Source organism: Nocardia flavorosea, assembly GCF_015477805.1.
Taxonomy (GTDB): Bacteria; Actinomycetota; Actinomycetes; order Mycobacteriales; family Mycobacteriaceae; genus Nocardia; species Nocardia flavorosea_A.
The window spans coordinates 1,484,574-1,507,172 of sequence record NZ_JADLQL010000001.1 but is presented as its reverse complement, the minus strand read 5'-3'; the positions used below and the strand labels follow the sequence as shown (position 1 = coordinate 1,507,172).

General features: G+C 68.1%; 19 protein-coding genes and 4 tRNA genes. 12 read left to right on the top strand and 11 right to left on the bottom strand.

Features of this window, described 5'->3' with window-relative positions:
* Positions 1-41: 41 nt before the first annotated feature.
* Both IU448_RS06735 and IU448_RS06730 read right to left on the bottom strand, forming a co-directional pair.
* Complete coding sequence (locus tag IU448_RS06735) at positions 42-1,592, bottom strand: alpha/beta hydrolase (protein ID WP_195054553.1); 1,551 nt, start codon at positions 1,590-1,592, stop codon at positions 42-44.
* Positions 1,593-2,185: 593 nt separating this feature from the next.
* Positions 2,186-2,950: a pyrimidine reductase family protein gene (locus tag IU448_RS06730; RefSeq protein WP_195054552.1), complete on the bottom strand. Its 765-nt coding sequence runs from the start codon at positions 2,948-2,950 to the stop codon at positions 2,186-2,188.
* Between the two features lie 35 nt (positions 2,951-2,985).
* Between IU448_RS06730 and zapE the strand changes: the two genes are divergently transcribed.
* Positions 2,986-4,002, top strand: a complete 1,017-nt coding sequence (gene zapE / locus IU448_RS06725; RefSeq protein ID WP_195054551.1) for a cell division protein ZapE — start codon at positions 2,986-2,988, stop codon at positions 4,000-4,002.
* Between the two features lie 156 nt (positions 4,003-4,158).
* On the top strand, positions 4,159-4,974 hold the full coding sequence (locus IU448_RS06720; RefSeq protein WP_416382962.1) for a tyrosine-protein phosphatase: 816 nt from the start codon (positions 4,159-4,161) through the stop codon (positions 4,972-4,974).
* An 11-nt stretch (positions 4,975-4,985) separates the two neighbouring features.
* Here the strand turns inward: IU448_RS06720 and IU448_RS06715 are convergent, their stop codons facing one another.
* Entirely contained in the window at positions 4,986-5,519 is a 534-nt protein-coding gene (locus IU448_RS06715) for a GNAT family N-acetyltransferase (protein ID WP_195054550.1), read from the bottom strand.
* 175 nt (positions 5,520-5,694) lie between these two features.
* Here IU448_RS06715 and IU448_RS28790 point away from each other — a divergent pair, with 175 nt between their 5' ends.
* The 3 genes from IU448_RS28790 to IU448_RS06700 all read left to right on the top strand — a co-directional run bounded on the left by IU448_RS28790 (position 5,695) and on the right by IU448_RS06700 (position 10,942).
* Positions 5,695-8,913: an FAD-dependent oxidoreductase gene (locus tag IU448_RS28790; RefSeq protein ID WP_228812050.1), complete on the top strand. Its 3,219-nt coding sequence runs from the start codon at positions 5,695-5,697 to the stop codon at positions 8,911-8,913.
* Positions 8,914-8,921: 8 nt separating this feature from the next.
* Complete coding sequence (locus IU448_RS06705; RefSeq protein ID WP_195054549.1) at positions 8,922-9,875, top strand: LysR family transcriptional regulator; 954 nt, start codon at positions 8,922-8,924, stop codon at positions 9,873-9,875.
* A 149-nt stretch (positions 9,876-10,024) separates the two neighbouring features.
* Positions 10,025-10,942, top strand: a complete 918-nt coding sequence (locus IU448_RS06700) for a hypothetical protein (protein WP_228812049.1) — start codon at positions 10,025-10,027, stop codon at positions 10,940-10,942.
* Here IU448_RS06700 and IU448_RS06695 read toward each other — a convergent pair.
* On the bottom strand, positions 10,932-12,182 hold the full coding sequence (locus tag IU448_RS06695; RefSeq protein ID WP_324188519.1) for a sigma factor-like helix-turn-helix DNA-binding protein: 1,251 nt from the start codon (positions 12,180-12,182) through the stop codon (positions 10,932-10,934). The genes IU448_RS06700 and IU448_RS06695 overlap by 11 nt on opposite strands.
* A gap of 309 nt (positions 12,183-12,491) precedes the next feature.
* On the opposite strand from IU448_RS06695, the gene IU448_RS06690 reads away from it, so the two are divergent.
* A complete protein-coding gene (locus IU448_RS06690) occupies positions 12,492-13,598 on the top strand; it encodes a hypothetical protein (RefSeq protein ID WP_195055079.1) in 1,107 nt (368 codons plus the stop codon).
* Positions 13,599-13,853: 255 nt separating this feature from the next.
* Here IU448_RS06690 and IU448_RS06685 read toward each other — a convergent pair.
* From IU448_RS06685 to IU448_RS06675, 3 genes are all read right to left on the bottom strand, one after another.
* Positions 13,854-13,928, bottom strand: a tRNA-Val gene (locus tag IU448_RS06685).
* Position 13,929: 1 nt separating this feature from the next.
* A tRNA-Cys gene (locus tag IU448_RS06680) sits at positions 13,930-14,000 on the bottom strand.
* 44 nt (positions 14,001-14,044) lie between these two features.
* Positions 14,045-14,117: transfer RNA gene (locus IU448_RS06675), tRNA-Gly, on the bottom strand.
* A gap of 326 nt (positions 14,118-14,443) precedes the next feature.
* Between IU448_RS06675 and IU448_RS06670 the strand changes: the two genes are divergently transcribed.
* Positions 14,444-14,515: transfer RNA gene (locus IU448_RS06670), tRNA-Val, on the top strand.
* Between the two features lie 391 nt (positions 14,516-14,906).
* Here the strand turns inward: IU448_RS06670 and IU448_RS06665 are convergent.
* Complete coding sequence (locus tag IU448_RS06665; RefSeq protein WP_195054548.1) at positions 14,907-15,122, bottom strand: hypothetical protein; 216 nt, start codon at positions 15,120-15,122, stop codon at positions 14,907-14,909.
* Between the two features lie 27 nt (positions 15,123-15,149).
* Here IU448_RS06665 and IU448_RS06660 point away from each other — a divergent pair, with 27 nt between their 5' ends.
* Genes IU448_RS06660 through IU448_RS06650 form a run of 3 tightly spaced genes read left to right on the top strand, consistent with a single transcriptional unit; the run spans position 15,150 to position 17,910 of the window.
* On the top strand, positions 15,150-15,890 hold the full coding sequence (locus tag IU448_RS06660) for a (Fe-S)-binding protein (RefSeq protein WP_324188518.1): 741 nt from the start codon (positions 15,150-15,152) through the stop codon (positions 15,888-15,890).
* On the top strand, positions 15,887-17,311 hold the full coding sequence (locus IU448_RS06655) for a LutB/LldF family L-lactate oxidation iron-sulfur protein (RefSeq protein ID WP_195054547.1): 1,425 nt from the start codon (positions 15,887-15,889) through the stop codon (positions 17,309-17,311). Before IU448_RS06660 ends, IU448_RS06655 begins: the two co-directional genes overlap by 4 nt.
* Complete coding sequence (locus IU448_RS06650) at positions 17,308-17,910, top strand: LutC/YkgG family protein (RefSeq protein ID WP_195054546.1); 603 nt, start codon at positions 17,308-17,310, stop codon at positions 17,908-17,910. The genes IU448_RS06655 and IU448_RS06650 overlap by 4 nt, the downstream gene beginning before the upstream one ends.
* Positions 17,911-18,065: 155 nt before the next feature.
* On the opposite strand, the gene IU448_RS06645 is transcribed toward IU448_RS06650, so the two are convergent.
* Positions 18,066-19,082, bottom strand: coding sequence for a sensor histidine kinase (locus IU448_RS06645; RefSeq protein WP_195054545.1), 1,017 nt, complete (start codon positions 19,080-19,082; stop codon positions 18,066-18,068).
* Positions 19,075-19,776 (bottom strand): response regulator transcription factor, encoded by a 702-nt coding sequence (locus IU448_RS06640; RefSeq protein WP_195054544.1) that lies wholly within the window; start codon positions 19,774-19,776, stop codon positions 19,075-19,077. Before IU448_RS06640 ends, IU448_RS06645 begins: the two co-directional genes overlap by 8 nt.
* Before the next feature lie 216 nt (positions 19,777-19,992).
* Between IU448_RS06640 and IU448_RS06635 the strand changes: the two genes are divergently transcribed.
* Together IU448_RS06635 and IU448_RS06630 are read left to right on the top strand one after the other, a co-directional pair.
* Positions 19,993-21,042, top strand: a complete 1,050-nt coding sequence (locus IU448_RS06635) for a catalase family peroxidase (RefSeq protein WP_195054543.1) — start codon at positions 19,993-19,995, stop codon at positions 21,040-21,042.
* Positions 21,039-21,644, top strand: a complete 606-nt coding sequence (locus IU448_RS06630; protein ID WP_195054542.1) for a cytochrome b — start codon at positions 21,039-21,041, stop codon at positions 21,642-21,644. The genes IU448_RS06635 and IU448_RS06630 overlap by 4 nt, the downstream gene beginning before the upstream one ends.
* A 73-nt stretch (positions 21,645-21,717) precedes the next feature.
* Here the strand turns inward: IU448_RS06630 and IU448_RS06625 are convergent, their stop codons facing one another.
* Positions 21,718-22,485: a GTP pyrophosphokinase gene (locus IU448_RS06625; protein ID WP_195054541.1), complete on the bottom strand. Its 768-nt coding sequence runs from the start codon at positions 22,483-22,485 to the stop codon at positions 21,718-21,720.
* Positions 22,486-22,599: the final 114 nt, after the last annotated feature.

Genomic DNA, 22,599 nt, shown 5'->3' with positions numbered 1-22,599 from the left:
CGCACATCGGGCCCCGGCCCGGACCCGCGGCGCGACCGGTGTCAGGCCGGGCAGGCGGTGCCGTCGCCCGGGAGCTTGCCGTCCTTCAGGTACTCGACGACGGCGGTCTGCGCGCAACCGGAATGGGCGCTGACCGGATGCCCCCAGCCCTGCCAGAGCATGGTCGCGTGCCGGGCGCCCGCGGCGCCGAGCGCGCCGGTGACCGACGCCTGGGCGGCCCCGGTCACCGGGTCACCGGCACCGGACAGAACCAGCACCGGCAGGTCCAGTTTCGCCAGCGCGGGCGGTGCCTCGGTGACCGGCCAGGCCGAGCAGACCAGCATCGACAGTGCGGCCGAGCGGCCGAACGCGGGATATTTCTCGGCCCAGATCGCGGACAGGTCGGTGACCTGGGGTGCGGGCGGCGGCTGCGGGATATCGGTGCAGCTGTTCACGAACTGACCGTCGCCGGCAGTGGCATTCTCCTGGCGGTCGATGATCGCCTCCAGCGGAGCGCGGTCGCCCCGGTCCGCCGCGGACAGCGCATCGGCCAGTTCGGCGACCCGGCTGGACTGATCGGCACGCGGGCTACCGAGGAAGCCGGTCACCGCGGTCCGGACCGCGTTTGCCGAAATGTCGCCGAGCTGCCCGGCAGCGGCCTTGCCGACCAGTTCGGTCACTTTCGCCCGCGGATCGGGGCCGAGCGAACAGGCGATACCGGCGCACTGTTGCGCGAACGCGCTCAACGCCGCCTCGGCGCCCTGCACTGCGGTTTCGGTACGGGTGACGGCGTCCACACCGACAGGAGTGGGGGAGTCGAGGACCAGCCGGGCGAGCCGGTCACCGTATTTGCGCGCGTACTCCAGGCCGACCTGAGCGCCGCTGCCGGTGCCCAGCAGGGCGATGCGCTCGACATCCCATTCCCGGCGCAGCTGCTCGATATCGTCGGCGGCATGCGCGGCGTCGAAGGTGCCGTCGTAGGGCTGCAGGAAGTCCCGGCAGGCGATGGTTCCGTTCCGGGACAGATCGATCATGGCGGCCACCGGGTCGCCGCCCGGCGCGAATTGCGCGTTGTCGTGCAGGCCGGAGCGGATCTCGGCGGGCAGGCAGTCGATCGCCTGGGAGCTGCCTATACCGCGGCGGTCCACCGCGACAACGGGGTGCGCGGCCAGCAGCGCGCCGGCAGGTCCGGTGACCATACCCGCGAGGGTGGCGGTGGACGAGCGGTCCACACCGGAGGTCAGGACCAGCGGGGGCACATCGACAGGAGTCTGGGGGAGCCGGGCCCGCAGCGCGCCGGCGCGGAAATTGCCGCGGACGGTGCCCGCCGTATCGATCGGCGTGGAGAAATCCGCGCATTCCAGCACCAGGCCGGCGGGGCCCGGACCGAGGCCGAGCTCGTCGAAGGTCTCCCGGGTGCAGTCACGCCAGGCCAGTTCGTTCTTCGGAACCTCTGCCGCGGGCGGCGGCGGAACTTCGGCCGAGGTGGCGGAATCACCTGGTACCGGCGGATGTTCGACGGCGACATGCGGACGGTCCGAAGGTCCGGCGCCGCATCCGGCGATCATGATCAAAAGTGCCGAGGCCGGCACCACTGCCCGAGTCCAGCGCATGCGTTACACCCTGCCAGGTCCGCTCCCGGTTCGCCTGCGCGGGACACCAGCGGCATCCGTCGCCACGTCCGGCAGCGCTTGCGCCTCACCGCTCCCGGATCCGCGCGGCGCCGGCCGGCACGCCCGCGGGGCGCACACCGACCTGCGTATGCGGCGCCGGTGGTCGCGTCCGGGCGGATTCGAGTGGAGACGCCGGGTGGAGCCGGCCTCACGGTCGACCGGGAGCAACCACCCCGTCCCGGCCGCGACGCCTGTGCGTCCGATCGGCCTGGTTCGCCCGCCCGGGAGTACGTGTACTACACCGATGGTTGCGGGCGGCCTTGTCTCCGCAGCCGTCGGTGGACATCACTTGTCGGCGTGCCGGTTCTCGATGCGTTCGGCTCCGTCGTCGCCCGGCCGCTGCACCGGCCGGACACACGGGGGAACCTTCGACGACACCGTCGAGTGCCGCGGCCGCCGTGCTCCACCACGGCTGTCCTGCAGTCGGTAGGAGGCAATCTGCGGACACGGCTCGGCCGCGCTCTCCGGCGACCCTGTCGCGCGGCGCGGTCGGCGACCGTCGGAGCGGGCGTGGACCGGAGGCGATTCCGGGATCACGCCCGGACCCAGCGGGTGAGGACCGTTCCGTCGGTATCGAACAGCACATGCGCCGGCGTCATCCGGCGAGCGAATTCCTCGTGCGAAACCGCTATCCGCCGCGATCCGCCGCCGATGAGCAGCGGCGCCGTGGTCAGGCAGAGTTCGTCGACGGTGCCTGCGCCGGCCAGCGCGCCGAACAACTGCGGCCCGCCCTCGCACAGGACGCGCCGTAGCCCGCGGGCCGTGAGCGCAGCCGGCAGGGCATATGGCTCGATGAGATGATCTCCGACCTCGACAACCTCCGCGCCCGCGTCCGCGAGCGCGCGTTTGCGGGCGGCCGGGGCCGCGGCAGTGGTCAGGATGAGCGTCGGGGTGCGGGCCGTGGTGATCACCCGATGCGCCGGGTCCACCGCCGCGGAGGCGGTGACGATCGCGATCGGCGGCGGGGTGCCGTCCGGATGGCCGCCCACGCCCCGGCGGTACAGGTCGCGGCGGAAATGCGGGTCGGTCTGCGCGCCGCCGTAGTTCTCGGCGCGAACGGTCCCCGCACCGACGAGTACGACCTCGGCGAGTTCGCGCAGCAGATGGAACACCCGCTTATCGGCCGGTGTACCGAGAAATTCCGAGACCCCGCCCGTGCCCGTCACCGCCCCGTCGATACTCGAGACGAAATTGACGCGTAGCCAACTCCGCTCCGGTTCGGCCGGATAGGCGTACAGATCGGTCAGGGCCTCGTTGTCGAGACCTGTGAGCTGGATCGCATCGGGGCTACGCTGCATAACAACAGCTCATACCACGTCATTAGGCTGCATTCATGCAGGAACGCCTCGTCGACCGCCGCCCGGAGGTCCCCGCCGACCAGTTGGTCGCCCAGATGGTGCCCCCGCCCATGTTCGACGAGGTGGGTTTCGATACCTACATTCCCGACCCCGGCGAGCCGAGCCAGGCCGCGGCGGTGGCCGCCGGGCGCGCGTTCGCCGGTAAGGTCGCCGCGATCCACAAGGCCACGCACAAGAAATCGCTGTTCGGCAAGAAGAAGCCGACCCAAGGTGCGGGTCTGTACCTGGACGGCGGATTCGGTGTCGGTAAGACCCACCTGCTCGCCTCGATCTTCCACAGCGCGCCGGCGCCGAAATCGTTCGGCACCTTCGGCGAGGTCACCAACCTCGTGGGCGCGCTGGGGTTCACCAACGCGGTGGAGCGGCTGTCGGCCAACAGCGTGCTGTGCATCGACGAGTTCGAACTGGACGATCCGGGCGACACCATGCTGGTCTCCCGGCTGCTCACCGAACTCTCGGCGGCCGGCGTCTCCATCGCGGCCACCTCCAATACTCTGCCCGGGCAGCTCGGTGAAGGCCGTTTCGCCGCCCAGGATTTCCTGCGCGAGATCAAGAAGCTGGGCTCCATCTTCGATACGGTTCGGGTGGACGGCCCGGATTATCGGCACCGCGATCTACCGCCCGCGCCCGAGCCGAGCAGCCCGGAACAACTGGCGGACCGCGTGGCGGCGACACCCGGCGCGACACTAGACGATTTCGACGCCCTGCTGCAGCATCTCAGCACTCTGCACCCGTCCAAGTACGGCGCGCTCGTCGACGGGGTGCCCGCGGTGCTGATCTCCGGCGTCCATCCGGTGACCGATCAGGCGGTTGCGTTGCGCCTGGTGGTGCTGGCCGACCGGCTCTACGACGCCGGAACTCCCGTCACCGTATCCGGGGCGAGACTCGATCAGATCTTCTCCCAGGAGATGCTGGACGGCGGGTACCGCAAGAAGTACCTGCGTGCGATCTCCCGGCTGCTGGCGCTGTCCCGGTTCGAGGTCGCGGCCTGAACTTCGCCTGATCGCGGCCGGACACCGGCCCGGCCGGTAATCCCGGGACGCGCGCGCTACGCCACGCCGTTTCGGAGTTGACCGCGTGCCCCACGGTTGGTTTGCTGAACCGGGTGCCACTGGTGGGTGCCGTCGAATACCGAGGGGAGTTCGGCCATGGCCATGGTTCATCGTCCGGCGCGCGTACCGGCCGCGGTACTGGCGGGCCTGCTCGTCGCCTTCGGCCCCGCGACGGCGGTGGTCCTCGCCGATCCGCCGGCCGCCGCCGAATCGCTCGAGGTGGACCGGTCGCTGCATCTGACCGGTGCCCCGAACGCCCGCGACGTGGGCGGCTACCGCACCGCCGACGGGCGGACCGTCCGCACCGGAATCGCCTTCCGCACCGATCAACTCACCAACCTCACCCCCGCGGACCTGGCCGAACTCACCCGGCTGGGTGTCCGGGAGGTCGACGATCTGCGCACCGTGTACGAACGTGCGCTCGCCCCCGACCGGATCCCGGCGGGCGCCGAGGCCAACTGGTACGACGTAATCGGCGCCGCCCCACTGCCGGAGCTCATGTCGACGCTGGCCGGCGGAAGCGATCTGTACCGGGCCTTCATCACCGCGCCCGGTGCGAACCAGGCGGTGGCAGCGGTCCTGCGGGATATCGTCGAGACCGGCCGCGATCCCGAGGGTGGGGCCGTGCTGTTCCACTGCACCGCGGGTAAGGACCGCACCGGCTGGGTGGCGGCGGTGCTGCTCACCGTGCTCGGCGTGGACCGCGATACCGTCACCGCGGATTTCCTGCTGTCCAATCACTATCGCCGCGCCGCCCCCGGCGACGGACTGGCCGGGGTCGAGCAGGAATGGCTCGATTCGGCCTTCGACCAAGTCCAGCGCAGTTACGGCGGTTTCGACCGCTACGTCAGCGAGGGACTCGGACTGAGCGCCGCCGAGATCGACGCGTTGAAAGCCCGCATGCTCGCCTGAGAGCGCCGCGGTCAGAACACCAGGCGCAGCACATAATCGTGGTACACCTGCCGGCCCACGGTGAACGTTCGGGTGCCCGCCTGCTCGAAACCGTACTTGGCGTAGAAACGCTGGGCGCGCAGGTTCTGCTGGTTCACACCGAGCCACACTCCCGCGTAGCCCGCGCCGCGGGCACGTTCCAGCGCCGCCCGCATGAGCGCGGCCGACACCCCGGCCCCGTGGTGGCCTGGCAGGACATACATCTTGCTGATCTCCAGCACCGGCTCGAGCGCTACCGCCGCCGCTACCGCCGGATCGTCCGGAGCGCCTCCGTTGAGGATGGCGTACCCCACGATCTCCTCGTCGGCGACCGCTTTGAGCACGGTGCGGGCCGGATCGGACAGGTATTCGCCGAATCGTTCCCCGGACAGCACGTCGGCGACGAATACGCCGATATCGTCCGGGTCGGTGCCCGGTGGGCAGGCGAGGGGGAAGGTCGCAGCGGCGACATCGCTGAGTGCTTCGGCGTCCCACAGTCCAGCCCGGTCCACCGTGACAGTGGTCATAGCTCAATGAGACCACAGCGACCCCGCGAACGGTATGTGCGCAGGTCTCCCGGCGGTGGCCGGTACCGCCGACGACCTCCTGGGCTGATCGCATCGCCTCCTCGCGACCTGCGACGATGGCCGAAATGCGATCTCCGGCTTTGCTGCCGGACACATCCGACGTAATCTCTCGCCCATGAGGAGCGGGAGCCGCATCGCAATCGTCGGTGCGGGTATCGCGGGTCTGGTCTGCGCGAAGGTCCTGGCTGAGGATGGGTTTGCGGTCGAGGTGTTCGATCGTGCCCCCGATATCGGCGGCGTGTGGAGCGAGACCCGCCGTTACCCGGGCTTACGGGCGCAGAGCACCAAGTACACCTACCACTTCTCCGACCATCCGATGCCCGCCGACTACCCACGGGTGCTCGACGGTGCACGGATGCAGGAGTACCTGTCGAGCTACGTGCGTGCCTTCGGCCTGACCGATCGGTTGCGCTTGCGCACCGAGGTCGTGGCCGCAGATCCGGTCGAGGGCGGCTGGCTGCTCGAGATACGGGACGCCGACGGGGTGCACCGCACCTCCTGCGACCACCTGATCATCGCCAACGGTGTGTTCAGCGAACCCGAGATCCCGGATTTCGCGGGCGCGACCGCGTACGCCCGTGCCGGTGGTCAGCTCGGCCATTCCACCCAGTTCCTCGATGTCGAGGCGGTCCGTGAACGAGCGGTGGTCGTGGTCGGGTACGGCGCCGCCGCCGCGGATATCGCGACCGAGATCAGCAAGGTAGCCGCCGATACGACATTGGTGGCGCGGCGGCTGCTGTGGAAGATGCCGCGCAAGGTCGCCACCGGTATGGACGCCGAACGGATCTTGCTCACCCGCACCGGGGCCGCGCATTTCGGTCACCCCGAACCCGGCCGGTTCGAGCGCCTGCTGCACGGGCCCGCACGCTCCTTCCGGGAGAGCAACCTCGACCTGATCGAAGCGCTCGTGGCGCAGCGCTCCGGCGCCGCCGAACTCGGGCTCGTCCCGGACCGGCGGTTCGAACAGGCCCACGATGCCGCGTTCGGCCTCGCCACGGAGGGCTTCGCCGAACAGGTGACCCAGGGTCGTCTCACCGTACGCGGGCAGACCACGGTGATCGCACTCGGCGGGGGACCGGCCGGGCCGTTCGCCGAACTGTCGGACGGACAGCGGGTCCGGGCCGATATCGTCGTCTGCGCCACCGGATTCCAGCAGCGGGTGCCGTTCCTGACCCCGTACGTCCAACGGCAGCTCACCGACGACGACGGCAATTTCCGGTTGTACCGGCAGATTCTGCCCATGGATGTACCGCATCTGACCTTTGCCGGTTACAACACCTCACTGCTCACCGCGGTGAATGCGGAGATCAGCGCGCATTGGACAGCGGCCCTGCTCACCGGGAATCTGGCGCTGCCGGCGGCCGAGACCATGAACGAACGTATCGATACCCGGCTGCGCTGGCTGGACCAGCACACCGGCGGCCGGCACGCGCACGGCACGGTCACGCCGGATGCGATCCGTGATATCGACGAACTACTGGCCGATATCGGGGTCCGGCTACCGTTCGCCGCCCGCACCGCGCAGTGGCTGCGGCCGGTGCGACCCGGTGACTACCGGGTGGTGTCGCGCCGCAAACGCGGGCCCGGTACCCACGCGAGCGCGCCTGCCGCCGCGGAACCGGCCGCGGCGCACCCGTCCACCGCCCCGCTCGCGACAGCCGCGCAGGCCGTTCCGCACGGCCCGGCCGGAACTCCCGGCGGCCCGGCCGAGGCTCTCCGGCCCGACGCTGCCGATCCACCGTCGGCCGGGGCGCAACTTCCGCCCCCGCAAGCTCCTGCGGCCGCCACCGAATCGCCGACCGTCCGGATCCCGGAAGCAGTCGCCGCGAGCGCGGTCCGGACGACCACCCTGCCTGCTGTGGACCCCGCCGCCAGCACCCGGCCGGTCCCCGAAGTCCGGCCCACCACCGCGCCCGGGGCAGCCCGGCCGCTACCTGCTCCCTCCCAGTTCGTCCCGGCGGCTCCTGCGCCCGAAGTCACGTCCCGGTCCGCAGCGGTAGGGTCTCGGCCTCCGGCCCAAGTTCCGCAGCCTCCGGCCGTGGCATCGCAGCCTCCGGCCGTGGCATCGCAGCCTCCGGCCGTGGGACACCAGTCTTCGGCTAGAGTGCGTCGTTCCGAACCCGCGGCACCGTCCGCGGCCGCTCGGCAGGCCGCAGCGGAAGCCGAGCGCCGGGCCGCAGCCGAACAGCGTGCCGCCGGAATCGCCGCCCGCTCCAACAGCCCGACAGTGCGCATCGACATGCGCACCGCTCAGTCTCTCGTCGAGGGCCCCGACGCGGCGCAGCCCGGCTCGGCGACGGCTCCCGGTGCCGGCGGAAATGTGCCCGGCGCAGCGCCTTCACCGGCACAGTCCACGGAGACCGCCGACGATTCGACGCGGCGCGCAGGTTCCGGGCAACCGGAGACCGCATCCGGCGACGAACAGTCCGTGGCGGAACAGGACACCGGTTCCCAGGCCGCAGATTCGCAAAACCACGCCGCCGGCCCGGCCGCTGACGCTCCGGGAACTGCCGATCACCCCGGCCCGGCGGATCGAGTAACCACCCGGTCCGCGGCGCAGACTGTGGCGGAGAACACCACTGGACCGGCGATGACGGCAACCACCGACGAGGTCGATGGTGGAGTGTCCACCGCGGCGGAGATGTCTGCCGTACCGCCGGTCGGGACCGGTGCCGCCGCCGGCTCTGCCGACCGAACGACGACCACGGCCGCCACACAGGCGACCGAGCAGACCGCCGAAGCGGAGAGGGGCGCGGTACCTCCGGTCGAGGTCGGTGCCGGATCGGCCGGGCAGGCGTCCGCCGGCTCTTCCGGCGTTACGGTACCGCCCGGCGATGAATCCGGCGCCGCCGATCGCTCCGCCGAGGACGCCCCAGCGGATGCGGGCCCGGCCCTTGTCGAGGGCGGACCGCCGGAACAACCGACCGATTCGGCTGTGGGCGGCGAGGCGAACATCACGTCCGAGACCGGTGGCACCGGCTCGTCGGAGCCGGCTGCCGGAACGGCAGCGCCGAGTGGCGGCGGGCAGGTACAGCCGGATTCACCGGTCCAGGGGACTGCCGCTTCAAACCAGAACGAACCGGCTTCGGTCCGGTCGGCGCCGACGTCGAATACCGGCAACCGCGGGTACGGGGCGGCCGCGGCCGCTCATCCGGAGGAGGCCGCCGAGTTCGTCTCCGCCGGGCCGGCTGCGGCAGCCGAGTCGATTGTGCCTGCCGGACCGGCCGCGGCGGCCGAATCAGTTACCGCCGATGGGAAATCCGCAGAACCGGAACCCCGGGACGCGGCGGATACGGCCGCGCAGTCTCCGGGTCGCCCGGGCCCGCGTACCTGACCTGCGGCGTGGCCGATCTCGACCTGAACCTGCTGGTGGCATTGCACGCACTGCTCGAAACGAACAGCGTGACGCGCGCCGCCGAACGGCTCAACACCTCACCGCCCGCCATGAGTCGCACGCTGGCCCGGTTGCGCCGGGTGTACGGCGACCCGTTGCTGGTGCGCGCCGGGCGCGAACTCGTGCCGACCCCGCGCGCCCTCGAGCTGCGATTCGAGGTGAGCGCGCTGGTCGAGCAGGGCCGGGCGCTGCTCGCGAAACCGGATACCGTCGACCCCACGGCCCTGGTGCGCGGCTTCGCGCTCCACGTGGACGATACGGTGCTGCCCGAACTCACCGGGCGCCTGCTGACCGAGGTCCGTGCGCAGGCTCCGGGCGTTACGCTCCGTTTCGTTCCGGCCGATGCGGCCGGATCCGCGAGCGCGCTGCGGGACGGCCGTATCGATGTCGAGGTCGGGGTGATCGACCGGGCCGATCCGCAGACCCGGGTGGAACGAGTCCGTGGCGACCGGCTCATCGGTGTCGCCGCCCCCGATCATCCGCTGATCGGGGAGCGGGTCACCGTCGCGGCCTACGCCGGGGCTGCCCATATCAGCATTTCCCCGCGCGGTATCGCCCGCGGCGTCATCGACGACCGCCTCGCCCTGCACGGCCGCACGCGCCGGGTCGTGGCGACCGTGCCGGATCTCACCACCGCACTGCTGGCCGTACGGTCCGGGGCGGTGGTGTGCCCGGCACCGGCCGTTGTCGCGAACACGACACTGCCCGCGCTGGGGCTGTGTGCTTTCGAGATACCGCTGCCGCTGCCGGAAGTGACGATTTCGCTGGGCTGGCATCCGCGCAATACACCCGACCCGGCGCATGCCTGGCTGCGCACGTTGATCCGCGCCGTTCTGGGGTCCGGTGATCCGGTGACCGGGACAGCGCGTGCGGACAAGGTTCGGCGGGTCCCACTTGGGTAACTGCTGGGCAGAATCCTGGCGCTGACCGGCAGTTGTGGCGCACTCTGGGAAGTGCCGGTGTGGTGGTCGGGCCGGTGCGGTGGGACGGGTTAGATGGGTGGCGCATGCAGACGAAGCGGCGAACGGATATACGGTGTGGGCGCCGGACAATGCTGTCCGACCTGGGTATTTCGGATGGTCCGGGGCGGGCGGAACCGGCCGAGGACAACACCGCACCCGGTTACGGTTGTCGTTGCGGTCGTTGCGTGGAAGCCCAGTGGAATACCCAGCGCCTGAAGTACTGGCTGGCCGCCCGGCTGCTCGCCTTCGGGGCCGACGAGGCGGTGGTCGACCGGCGGTGCGGCCCGTTGACCGTCGATGTGTGGTGGCGGCGCGGGACAGAGCAGTTCGCGATCGAGGTACGGTCCGGGCCACTGACTCAGGAACTCGCCCAGCAGCACACGGAGCAGTTGAAGGCCCTGGGCTACGCCGGGGTGCTGTGGTTGTGCGCACCGGGTTTCTGGGTGGCGCAGCTGCCCGCGCTCGGTATCGCCGATCTCGCGCCGGAGTCGTGTGAGTACCGCGCGGAGAGCGGCATGTTCGAGCTGGGATCCGAGGGATTGGTGGTGCCGGGGGAGCGTCCGTACGAACTGCGAGAGTTCCTGCGGGAATGGGTGGCGGGCGAGGTCGCGTGGGGTTACCGCGATCATTTGAGGAAGGGATGGGCGGCAGTGACCGACTGGGAGAAGCACACGCGGACACAGGCGCTGCTGCTCGAACAGCAGCGGCAGGAGCTGATCCAGCAGCGCACCGCGCTGGCGGTCGCCCGCCGGGCGGTGCGGGACAAGAAGCAGCAGCTCGACCGCGCGCACGCCCGGATGGAACGCACCGCGGCGAAGGCCCGCGAGCAGGCCGAGGCGGTGGCGGCGGTGGGGCGGCGGATAGCCGATCAGGAACGGGTGCACCGCGCGTTGGAGGACACTATCCGCCGGCTGCACAAAACCATCGACAACTGGCAGGTGGTGACGGTTTTCGTGATGCTGCTGCTGGCCACCTTCATCGCGGCGACCATGCTCATCAAACCTTGACCGGCGCGGGAACGTCCCGTTGCGGCTGTTCGAGGGCCGACAGCCGGAACGGTGCCCGCTCCCAACGCCATTCGTGACGGACAGTGAGCGCCAGCAGATCGAGCGGTTCGAGCCCGTCGGCTCGCAGCCGCTGCAGCGCGTCCCGGCGTACCGGACCGTCGGCGAGCAGTTCGGTGAGCCGATCGTGGACCGCCACGGGTACCGAATGGCCGGCGAGTTCCGGTTCGCCCACCGCGCTTCCGGTCCACAGCAGCCAACCCCAGCCGTTCTCGTGCGCCCACTCCCGGGCAGCGCGCGCTTTCGTCCGGTTCACGTGGAAGCCGATATGCCCCAGGGGCTGCACATCGATCAGCACCCGGCGGCTGTCGGCGAGTTCGGCCACCAGGGTCGGGAAGTGCAGATGTTCTTCGCCGTCGACCCGGTACCCGATGGCTTCGGGATATTCCTGGAAGGTGCGGATCCGGTCGTCGGTATCGAGCAGCCGCATCAGCCGCGCCTCGAGCCCGGAGTCGAAACCGATATCGCGACCCGGTTTATGCAGATAGAACCGGCCGCGTCCGTCGTCGTCGAGATCGAACGCGCGCGCCGCGGTGGTCGGCAGCGCTGCCGGTGAACCGGCCCCGGCGGGCCAGTCGATCCGGTGTGGCCACGGCGCGGGTGGCCCGGCCGGTGGACCGTTCTCCCGCAGACGCGACAGCAGATGGTTGGTTTTCTTACGCCAGCCGACGATGCGCTGGGTGACATACCCCGCGACCCGTTTCGCATCCGTCGAGTCGTGCCCCGCCAGCCGCAATTTGAGGTACGCGAGATCGTTCACGGCGATATCACCATCGGTGGCATAGGTTTCGGCCAGCAGCGCGCGCGTGAGCACCGAATCCCGGGTCCCTACGGGGTAGCGCCGGGCGTACTCCGGAACCGGTAGCCGTCCGGAACGCACCGTGTGCCGCAGCAGTTCGCCGACCGCCTTGGTGTGCAGCTGGCGGGCCCGATCCCGGGAGAAATCGAACCGGGCCCCGATCCTGGTCAGAGTTTCGGGCCGTTCCCCGGCGATACCCAGCCGCAATCGCAGGATGGTCGCGGCGCGTTCCCGGTCGGCCCCGTAGTCGTCGACCAGCTCGCCGAGAGTGTGTGCGCACTCTTCCAGATCGAAGGAGAGATGATCGCGCAGATCGTCGGGGAAATCCGCCGTATCGTTGTCCGCACGTTCGGATGCATCGGCACGTATCGGCTCCGCCTGCACAACACCCCCTTCGGGACTCCGGTTCACCGGCCGGCTCGAGTTCGTGTGGGCCAGCTTAACGGCGGGGACCGACAGCACCCGGTACAGCCGCGGAATGCCGGGAGCGCAGATATCGGCCCGCCGCCGCAGATCCGGTGGCTGCCGTTGCCGTGTGATCTAATGGGTTTGCCGGGAAGATGCTGATAGAGGACCGATCCGGGCGGCGCTCCCGTAGCGGCCGTCCGCACCGGACGCCGACCGCCACCGCAATTCCAGGTTCCAGCTGCGGGCGCCGGCGTGCCGTTCCGACCGTCCGATGTGGAGGCGCTCGTGCTGCATACCGATATCCCGACCCGCAGTGAGATCAAGGCCCTTGCCGGTGTCACCGACACCTGGTGCGTATCCATCTACACGCCCACCGAATCCGATACCGCCGACCCGGACCGCAACCGGATCGCCTTCTCGAACCAGGCGCGCCGAGCGCTCGATCTGGTCACCGATACCGAGGCGCGTACCGCGCTGGAAGAAGAATTCGACGTCTATATCGACGACGCCGCGTTCTGGCGTTTCCAGTCGCGCACCCTGGTGGTTCTCGCGACTCCGACCCGTATCCGCACCTTCCGGGTCCCGAACCAGTTGAGTGCTTCGGAGACGGTCGGTAACCGCTTCTATCTGAAGCGGCTGCTGCGTGCGGTGACCTTCCCGCAGACCGCCTTCGTCCTCGCCTTGGCCGAGGGCGGTGTCCGGCTGGTCGAGGTCAGCGCCGACCGCCCCGCCCGAACGGTCCCGGTTCCCGGCCTGCCCACCAGCGCCGCCGACCATGCCGGCAAGGCGAGCCTCGGCGATCGCGCCCCGAAGCGCCGCGTCCAAGGAGACGAGGGCCGCAAAATGCGGGCGCGGCAGTTCGCCCGCGCCGTCGACACCGAACTGCGCGACCTGCTCGCCGGTCGCGACACCCCGCTGATCCTGGCCGCCGCCGAACCCATCAATGCCCTGTTCCGGTCGGTGAACAGCTACGACAATCTGCTCGACGAGAGCATCCCCGGCAACCCGGAACACACCTCCGACCACGAGCTGGCCGACCGCTCCCGCGAAGTCCTGGATCGGCACTACGCCGCCCAGCTGGCCGATCTCGTCGAGCTGGTCGGCCTCCGCCGCGGCGAGGGCCGCGCCGCCACCGATGTGTCCGATCTGGCGCGGGCGGCGTCCGCCGGATCCGTCGAGACTCTGCTGGTGGATATCGACGCTTCGTTCCCCGGAACCGTAACCCCCGACGGCGCGGTCACTTTCGCCGATTCCGCAGCCGGCGACTCCCCGGGCATCCTGGACGAAATCAGCCGCCGCGTCCTGCTGACCGGCGGCGAAGTCCTCGCCGTCCGCGCGGCGGACCTCCCCGACGGCGCACAACTCGCCGGCCTCCTCCGCTACGCGCCCTAGTCCTGCCCCCGGTCACCACCGTCCCCGATATCCGGTGTCGGTGGCAGCGTGATGGCGCGTGGCGCGGCGGGTGAGTGGACCTTGTGGCCAATTGCCCGCAATACCTCCGAAAGCCACACCAGGTGGTATCCGATGGCTCGATCCGGGTGAGACAGTAGATCCATGGGGAGGCGGTCCATCCGGGTCCGATCGCCCGGATACCAGAAAAGGCACCTGCCCTGTTTCCGGGAAAGTGCCTTTGTCTTGGTAATACGATGGTGCGCGATACTGGGATTGAACCAGTGACCTCTTCCGTGTCAGGGAAGCGCTCTCCCGCTGAGCTAATCGCGCGAGGTGGAGACGGGAATCGAACCCGTGTGCACGGCTTTGCAGGCCGTTGCCTCACCACTCGGCCACTCCACCGCGCAAGGGGGAAAGGCATTCAATGCGCCTGGCCCTACCTCTCGAGCGGATGACGGGATTCGAACCCGCGACCCTCACCTTGGCAAGGTGATGCGCTACCAGCTGCGCTACATCCGCATTCGCATCCTCGGTGGCTCGCTGTCCTCCGTGGTGCGAGACAGAACATTAGCCGACGTACGCCGAAACCTACAAATCGCCTGGTAGATGGGCATGAATAACAACCTTGTCATTCGCCCGCCGGGGAGCGGCGGTGAGTGCGCCCTGGGCTGCGGGCGGGCGGGCCGCTTCGATGGTCGGCTCTGCGTCGTACGGGCCCCGAAAGGCTCTGCCGACTGCCGCCGAAATGAATGACATGGGGGTGATTTGGTAGCGGGTGGGTGGTGCGTGTTAAGGTTCCATCTCGTTCGGAGGGCATCGAAAGAAGCCGCCGAGCGAATCCTCCCGGTCTCATAGCTCAGCGGGAGAGCGTCCGCCTCACACGCGGAAGGTCGCTGGTTCGATCCCAGCTGGGACCACTCAAATGCACCCTGATCTTTGCAGGTCGGGGTGTATTTCTATGTCGTCGGACCAGCTGGAAGGTGAGGCCGTGGTCTACTGCTTCGCACCGCTGTATTCCGGCCTTCAACGCACGTAGATCGCACGGGGTCGGCCACGGTCCAGCCCTGCTGGGTGGCGGGCGGTCTGCGCATAGGTGGAGGCCGGCCACCTGCCTGCCTCGATAGGGCCTGCCCTTCTCGCACGGAGGCTCCGCGGTAAAGGATGACGGTAAGCCATCAGCGAAGCTGAAGCTGTAGACGCCCATGACGGTGGAGGGGCGCGGGAACACAAATGCAGGCAGTCCGCAGGACCGGCGACCGGTAGGTCGCTACTCGTCGACCTCGGGCCACACCGAGACACCGTTGCGTTTCAGGCCGTCGGGAAAGAGCTGCGTTCGGGCTGGTCGATCATGCCGAGATCATCGCAGACCGTTGCCGGTCCGCGAGCCGGTCCGGACGCGAGGTTCTCGCCGGCCTGATGGAAGCCACCGCGTTCGGTAACCTGCTCGTGCAGGGCCACGCTGTCGGTTTCGCTCGAGGATCTGTGCCGGATCGCGGCCGGGATCGCGGAGGTCTGCCGTTTCACTCCCGAGAGTTCGAGGAGGATGCAGTCGTGAAGGTCGCGCTCATGATCACCTGCATCAACGATGCGCTCTTCCCGCGAACAGGGGAAGCCGTGGTGGCCCTGCTACGGCGGCTCGGTGTCGATGTGGAGTTTCCCGGGCAGCAGACCTGTTGCGGGCAGCCGATGGTCAATACCGGCTACCTCGACGAGGCCGTGCCCGCTGTGCGGTCGTTCGCGGCGGCGTTCGACGGTTACGACGCAGTGGTGACGCCGTCCGGGTCGTGCGCGGGGTGCGCCCGGCACCAGCACGGCATCGTGGCCCGGCGGGCGGGGGACGCGGAACTCGCGGCAGCGGTCGAGCGGATTTCCCCCAGGGTTTATGAACTCTCCGAATTCCTCGTCGACGTTCTCGGCGTCGACGATGTGGGTGCGTGTTTTCCGCACCGGGTCACCTATCACCCGACCTGCCACTCCCTGCGCATGCTCGGAGTGGGGGAGCGGCCGCTGCGCCTGTTGCGCGCCGTGCGGGGTATCGACCTGGTCGAACTACCGGCGGCCGACGAATGCTGCGGATTCGGCGGTACTTTCGCGGTGAAGAACAGTGACACCTCGGTCGCCATGGGGGCGGACAAGGCCCGGCATGTGTGCGATACCGGCGCGGAGGTGCTGGTCGCGGGTGACAATTCCTGTCTACTGCATATCGGAGGGTTGCTGTCGCGGGAGCGTGCCGGTGTGCGGGTCCTGCATCTCGCGGAAGTACTGGCGGCGACCGAGGGAGGACGGCCATGAGCGGAACTTTTCTCGGGACGCCGCCTTTCCCCGAGGCCGCGCGCACAGCGCTGGCGAATACACAGTTGCGCAGTAACCTTGCGCACGCCACGTCGACGATTCGCGCGAAGCGGGCAGCTGTGGTGGACGAGGTCGCGGAGTGGGAGAAGCTGCGGGATGCGGGCGCGGCGATCAAAGACGACGTCCTGCTGCATCTGGACGAGTATCTGCTCCAGTTGGAGAAGTCGCTCACCGAGGCCGGTGCGGTGGTGCACTGGGCCACAGACGCTGCCGAGGCGTGTGCGATCGTGGCGAAGATCTGCACGACGCACGAGGCCGATGAGGTGGTCAAGGTCAAATCGATGGCCACCCAGGAGATCGGCCTGAACGAGGCTCTCGCCGAACACGGCATCGCCGCCTGGGAGACCGATCTGGCCGAACTCATCGTTCAGCTCGGTGACGATCTGCCCTCCCACATCCTGGTGCCGGCGATCCACCGCAATCGCCATGAGGTCCGCGAGATCTTCGCCACCGCGATGGGCGCGGCAGGCCGGCCCGCGCCGCCGGACCTGACCGCGGAGCCCGCCCGGCTGGCGGAGGCCGCGCGGTTGCACCTGCGGGAGAAGTTCCTGCGTGCGAAGGTGGCGGTATCGGGCGCGAACTTCGCGGTGGCGGAGACCGGAACTTTGGTGGTGGTCGAATCGGAGGGCAACGGGCGGATGTGCCTGACCTTGCCCGAGGTGGCGATTTCCGTGGTCGGCATCGAAAAGGTGGTCCCGACTTGGGCCGATCTCGATGTCTACCTGCAACTGCTGCCGCGCTCGTCCACCGGGGAGCGGATGAACCCCTACACCTCCACCTGGACCGGCGTGACGCCGGGCGACGGACCTCGGGAGGTGCACGTCGTGCTGCTGGACAACGGCCGTACCGAGGCGTTGTCCGACGAGGTGGGTCGGCAGGCGTTGCGGTGTATCCGCTGTTCCGCATGCCTCAATGTCTGTCCCGTCTACGAGCGCACGGGCGGACATGCCTACGGTTCGGTCTATCCCGGCCCGATCGGGGCGATCCTCAACCCGCTGATGCGCGGTGTGGGGCGCGATGAACAGACCGACTCGTTGCCCTACGCCTCATCGCTGTGCGGGGCCTGCTATGAAGTCTGTCCGGTCAAAATCGATATCCCCTCCGTGCTGGTCGATCTTCGCGCGAAGGTCGTCGATGCGCACCGCGGTGGCATGCCGAAACTCGAGGCGACGGCTATGAAAGCGGCGGCCACTGTCTTCGGCTCGCACCGGCTGATGCGCGCGGCACAACGATTCACCCGACCCGGTGTGTGGGTCGGGCGCCGGGTCGGCGCTCGGCAGTGGACCGAAACCCGCGACCTGCCACCGGCTCCGGAAGCGCCCTTCAGATCATGGTGGCGGCGGCACGGGGGCGCCGGATGAGTGCACGCGAGGAAATACTGCGCCGAGTACGCGGAGCACTCGCGACCGCAGACCGGAGGAGGCCGGCGATATCGCGCGAATACCGCCGGCAGGCCGCTGCCGGAGATACGGTGGCGCTTTTCGTCGAACGCGTGGCGGATTACCGCGCTTCGGTGGTGCGGTGCAGACCCGGCGAAGTCGAGCAGGCGATCGCGACCGAGGTGGGTGCGCGCCGGGTCGTGGTTCCTGCCGATCTCCCTTGGCGAGTTCCGGGCTCTGTTGTGGACGAGGGACAGACCCCGGCCGAACTCGACCACGTCGACGGCGTGGTCACCGCAGCGGTGCTCGGCATCGCCGGCACGGGAACAATTGTCCTCGACCACGGTCGCGGACAAGGCCGGCGCGCGCTCAGCCTCGTGCCGGACCTCCATATCTGCGTGCTTTACCCGGAGCAGATCGTCGCCGGTGTGCCCGAAGCGGTCGCGCTGCTGAACCCCGAGCGTCCCCAGACCTGGATCAGCGGGCCCTCGGCGACCAGCGATATCGAACTCGACCGCGTAGAAGGTGTCCACGGACCCCGCACTTTGACCGTGATCGTTGTCGATCGGCCGCAGCAGTGAATCACTGAATCCAGGGGAACGGCAAGCCGGTGGGCTCGGCATTGCACGGCCGGACGGTGATCGGGCGATATCGTCGCCGGTGGCGTCGGCCTGGTCATGGTCGGTCGTAACGCCCGCGAAGCGGATCGGTGGGGCATGCCGCGGTCGGCCCGGTATCAAGGCAACGGGAGTCGTATTTCGAAGCGGCAGCCACGGTCCCTGTTCGCTGCGGTGATTTCGCCGTCGTGGGCCGCCACCAGCCCGGCCGCGATGGCGAGCCCCATACCGCTGCCGGTGGGGATCCCTGCCGAAGCGACCGGGCTGCGCGTAGTGCTCCCGCGGTAGGCGATTTCGAAGATGCGCGGCATATCCGCGGCCGCGATTCCGGGGCCGGCATCGTCGACCCTGATCCAGATATCGTTTTCACCACGGCCGACGGTGATATCGATGCGTTCGCCGGGCGGGGTGTATGCGATGGCATTGATCACCAGGTTGGTGAGGGCACGTCCCAGCGCTCGGTTGTTCACGACGGCGATCACCGGGTTGCCGGGCTGGGTGACGGCCAGTTCGATCTCCGATCGCGCGGCGCCGGCTCGGTGCGCTGCATACACCTCGTCGACCAGTTCCCGCAGGTCCAGCGATTCCATATCCAGGTGCAGTGCCCCGGCGTTGATCTTCGACATCTCGAAGAGGTCGTCGACCATGGTGGAGACCCGGTCGGTTTCGCGAACGATCTGTTCGGAGTACCGGGTGATATCGGCCCCTCCGACGACACGGTCGGCCAGCGCTTCGGCCATCGCGCGGATACCGGCGAGCGGTGTCCGCAGGTCGTGGCTCACCCAGGCCACCAGTTCCCGCCGCGAGCGTTCGGCTACTCGTTCCTGCTCACGTATCTGCTTCTCCCAGACTGTTTTCCGCGCCTGCCGGTGGCCGAGCAGCAATGCGGCCGGTAGCGTCACCGCGGCAACTACCGCGAGAACGACGGCAGTGCGCGCGAATTGGCGGCTGAACATCAGCCCGCTCACCGCGACGATACCGGCGAGGGTGGACAGTGTCGGGATGAGCACGAGTACGGCCATACTCGCCGTGAGAGAGCGCTCGCTCACGGCGCGCAGGATCAAAATCCCCAGTAGGACCACCGGCAGCGAGCCGGCCACCGCGTAGGCCACCAGCTGGAGTGTGTCGTCAGGCACCGCGGTGGTCCGGCCGTGGGTTGCGGTCCCAGACGTAGCCCTGGCCCCAGACGGTTTCGATTCGGTGGTGTTCACCGAGTTTCGCGCGCAGCCGTTTGATATGGACGGTGACGGTCGACAAATCGCCGAAATCCCATCCCCACACCTGTGCGAGCAACTCTTCTCGGCTGAATATCCGGTGGCGATGTCGCATTAGGAATACGAGCAGGTCGTGCTCTCGGGCCGTGAGGTCGACAGGGACGCCGCCGGTGGACACCGACCGCGATTGCGCACGCACTTCGAGCAGGTGGTCGCGTAACACGGTGGCGGTGGCCGCCGGGTCGGGGTGTGTGCGACGCAGGACCGAAGCAACTCGCAGCGCGAGTTCCCGGGGGCTGAAGGGTTTGACGACGTAGTCGTCGGCACCCGATTCCAGGCCGACGATCCGGTCCTCTTCGTCGCCGAGCGCGGTGAGCAGAATGATCGGCTTATCCGGGTGAAGACCACGGCGAACGGCACGGCAGAGTTCGAGGCCGTCGGGCGGGGGCATCATGATATCCAGGACGGCCAGGTCGACTACTGTGCCGGAATCGGCGAGCGCGGCCGACGCCTGCGCGCCGTCGGCGGCCTCGACAACTGTCAGTCCATCCCGTTCGAGATAACGGCGCACCACTTCGCGGACCACGGGGTCGTCATCGGCGATCAAAACGGCCATCGGTTGCCGTCGGTTCGCCTCATCGGATGCATGATCTCGATGGTACGGCGGCGCGATGGGAGCCGTCGCGGATACCGGGAGCGTCCCGTCGGACGTCATACTTTCGTCACTGTTTCCGGCGGGCATATCCACCGACCGATGCATAGCGTTGTAAATCGAAAGCCGTGGCGGTCGAGCGTCGTTTCGCCGCGAACCCGGTGATGCTTCGGAAAGGTGATGATGGATAGGCGTACATTGCTCGGTGCGTTGGTGGTCGGTGGTGCCGGGGCGCTGAGTGTCGGCGGATTTCTCTTCACGGAGAACATCATCGGGCCGCGCCGGCCGACCGCCCGCGCGATAATCGACCGGTTCGAGGAGATCAACGGTATATCCCGGGGGTTCCGGCGAAATCATGCAAAAGGGGTCGCGGTCCACGGGTATTTCGAGAGCAACGGTCAGGGGATCGAGTTGAGTACGGCATCGGTATTCCGGGCCGGCAATTACCCGCTATGCGGAAGATTTTCGTTGTCCGGCGGGAAACCGTATGTCACCGATACCCCGGGGGCCGTCCGCGGGCTCGGCCTGCGTATCGATCTTCCCGAAGGCGAACAATGGCGGACGGCGATGATCGACCTGCCCGTTTTTCTCGATCCGACACCACAGGATTTCTACGACAGAATGCTGGCTTTCGCGCCCGATCCCGCGACCGGAAAGCCTGATCCCCGGATGATGTCGGAGTACCTCGCCGCACACCCGAGAACTGTGGCGGCCATGGCAACAGCGGAGGCCACGCCGGCTGCTCCGACGCTCACGACTACGACCTTCAACGGGCTCAATGCCTTCGAGATGACCAATGCGCACGGGGTGAAGGTCCCGGTCAGATGGAAACTCGTTCCCGAAACGCGGACCGCGGTCCCGGTCGGCAACCACGGCTCCGACTATCTTTTCGACCGGCTGGCCGCCGATATCGAGCAGCAGGCGCGGCGGTGGGCGATGGTGATCGTCGTGGGAATCCCGGGGCAGGACCGCACCGACGATGCCTCCGTTGCCTGGCCGGCCGATCGAGAGACGGTGACGGTGGGCACGGTGGTGCTCACCGGAATCTCCCGCGAGACCGCGGACAATGTCGGAAATGTCAACTTCGACCCACTGGTTCTACCCAATGGAATCGCGCCGTCGGACGACCCGCTGCTGTCTGCGCGTTCCGCGGCTTATGCAGAATCGTTTCGCCGCCGGGCCGGGGAATCCGGTGGCCGGGGTTCGGTGGAAGCAGGGGGCCGGGCATGAACTCGTCCGAGAAATATTCGCCGGACCCGGTGGCGTCGAATGGCCCTCTGCGGTTCGACGCCCTCAGTCGAATCCTGCACTGGACAATGGCGTTCCTGATCGTTGCGATGTTGTTTCTGGGAGCAATGCTGGTGGGCTCGCTCGGCAATTACCATCGAATGCTCGTTCTGCACGAGACGGCCGGTATGGCAGTCCTGATTCTGGCTGTTGTGAGAATCGGCAACCGGATGCGCCGGAAGCCGCCACCGATGATTTCCTCGATGAGTCGCCCGGAACGGGCCGTTGCTGCCATTTCCGAGGTGCTGATGTACGTGCTTTTCGTCGCGCAACCCATTGTCGGATGGGCTCTGGCGTCCGCTTCGGGGGTGCCGATTCGGTTATTCGGTGGGGTGTATCTTCCCGCTGTCACCCCGCAGAACGCCCATCTTTATCACATCCTGAGAGATGTGCACTCAGTTCTCGCGTTCGGGCTGCTGATGGTGTTCACCGCGCATATGTGCGCAGTATTGGCTCATACTTTGCTACTGCGCGACGGGTTGCTCGGCCGGATGACATTCGCGTTTCGTCGTAGCGGGACCGCAGGCGTCACCGAGCACTCTTGATCGAACCCCGCTACTCGGGTAGCCCGGCCTCGGCCGACCCGGTCCCGGACTGCTCGATACGGGAGCCGGTGGATCAACGGTGGCCCGAGCGGTCTGCCGCGAGACTCCGGTAAAGACCACTGAGGTCCAGGGAATCGGCCGGGCCGGTGCGGACCTGTACGGTACGGTCCACCTGGCGGTGCAGTGCTTCCATCTTCTCGTCGAGCTGGGTGGCAACTTCGGCGGCCTGGGCGAGATCGCTACGGAGGTTCGGTGGTACTTCGCCCCGGTACTTGTAGTAGATCTTGTGCTCCAGGCTGGCCCAGAAATCCATGGCAATGGTGCGGATCTGGATCTCCACCGGTATCCGTTCGGTGCGTGCGGAGCGGAACACCGGGATCGATACGATCAGGTGCAGGCTCTGGTACCCGTTCGGTTTGCGGTGGGTGATGTAGTCGCGCTCTTCCAGGACCGTGATGTCGGCCTGGCCGGCCAGCATGTCCCGGATCTGGGCGATATCGGAGATGAAGCTGCACACCACCCGAACCCCGGCGATATCGAGCACGTTCTCCCGGATGGCGGCCAGATTCATCGGGTAGTTCTTGCGCCGAACCTTCTCCAGCACGCTTTCGGGCGATTTCAGCCGCGAACCCACGTGTTCGATGGGGTTGTACTCGTGGGTGCTGTTGAAGTCCTCACGCAGGATATTGATCTTGGTGGTGATCTCGTCGATCGCGAACTTGTAGCCGAGCATGAAGTCGACGAACTGTTCGCGCAGCGCGTGGACATGCTCGACGTCGATTCGCCCCGGCTCCCCGGAGGATCCATCGTCGGCTGTAGTGTCCGGATGCCAGGGCCTCATTGCGCCCATTGTGCCTTCACCGGTGTTTTTACCGCCACATCGAGTGATATCCACCATGGTTCCCGGTTCGGCGGGGACCACAGCCTGTTCGGGGTGGCCGGACGACCGATACAC

What these genes read in the sequence shown, in the direction of transcription:
- IU448_RS06735 (WP_195054553.1), bottom strand. Translation starts at nt 1,592, where the DNA reads ATGCGCTGGACTCGGGCAGTGGTGCCGGCCTCGGCACTTTTGATCATG.
- IU448_RS06730 (WP_195054552.1), bottom strand. Translation starts at nt 2,950, where the DNA reads ATGCAGCGTAGCCCCGATGCGATCCAGCTCACAGGTCTCGACAACGAG.
- zapE (WP_195054551.1), top strand. Translation starts at nt 2,986, where the DNA reads ATGCAGGAACGCCTCGTCGACCGCCGCCCGGAGGTCCCCGCCGACCAG.
- IU448_RS06720 (WP_416382962.1), top strand. Translation starts at nt 4,159, where the DNA reads ATGGCCATGGTTCATCGTCCGGCGCGCGTACCGGCCGCGGTACTGGCG.
- IU448_RS06715 (WP_195054550.1), bottom strand. Translation starts at nt 5,519, where the DNA reads ATGACCACTGTCACGGTGGACCGGGCTGGACTGTGGGACGCCGAAGCA.
- IU448_RS28790 (WP_228812050.1), top strand. Translation starts at nt 5,695, where the DNA reads ATGAGGAGCGGGAGCCGCATCGCAATCGTCGGTGCGGGTATCGCGGGT.
- IU448_RS06700 (WP_228812049.1), top strand. Translation starts at nt 10,025, where the DNA reads ATGCTGTCCGACCTGGGTATTTCGGATGGTCCGGGGCGGGCGGAACCG.
- IU448_RS06655 (WP_195054547.1), top strand. Translation starts at nt 15,887, where the DNA reads ATGAGCGGAACTTTTCTCGGGACGCCGCCTTTCCCCGAGGCCGCGCGC.
- IU448_RS06650 (WP_195054546.1), top strand. Translation starts at nt 17,308, where the DNA reads ATGAGTGCACGCGAGGAAATACTGCGCCGAGTACGCGGAGCACTCGCG.
- IU448_RS06640 (WP_195054544.1), bottom strand. Translation starts at nt 19,776, where the DNA reads ATGGCCGTTTTGATCGCCGATGACGACCCCGTGGTCCGCGAAGTGGTG.
- IU448_RS06635 (WP_195054543.1), top strand. Translation starts at nt 19,993, where the DNA reads ATGATGGATAGGCGTACATTGCTCGGTGCGTTGGTGGTCGGTGGTGCC.
- IU448_RS06630 (WP_195054542.1), top strand. Translation starts at nt 21,039, where the DNA reads ATGAACTCGTCCGAGAAATATTCGCCGGACCCGGTGGCGTCGAATGGC.
- IU448_RS06625 (WP_195054541.1), bottom strand. Translation starts at nt 22,485, where the DNA reads ATGAGGCCCTGGCATCCGGACACTACAGCCGACGATGGATCCTCCGGG.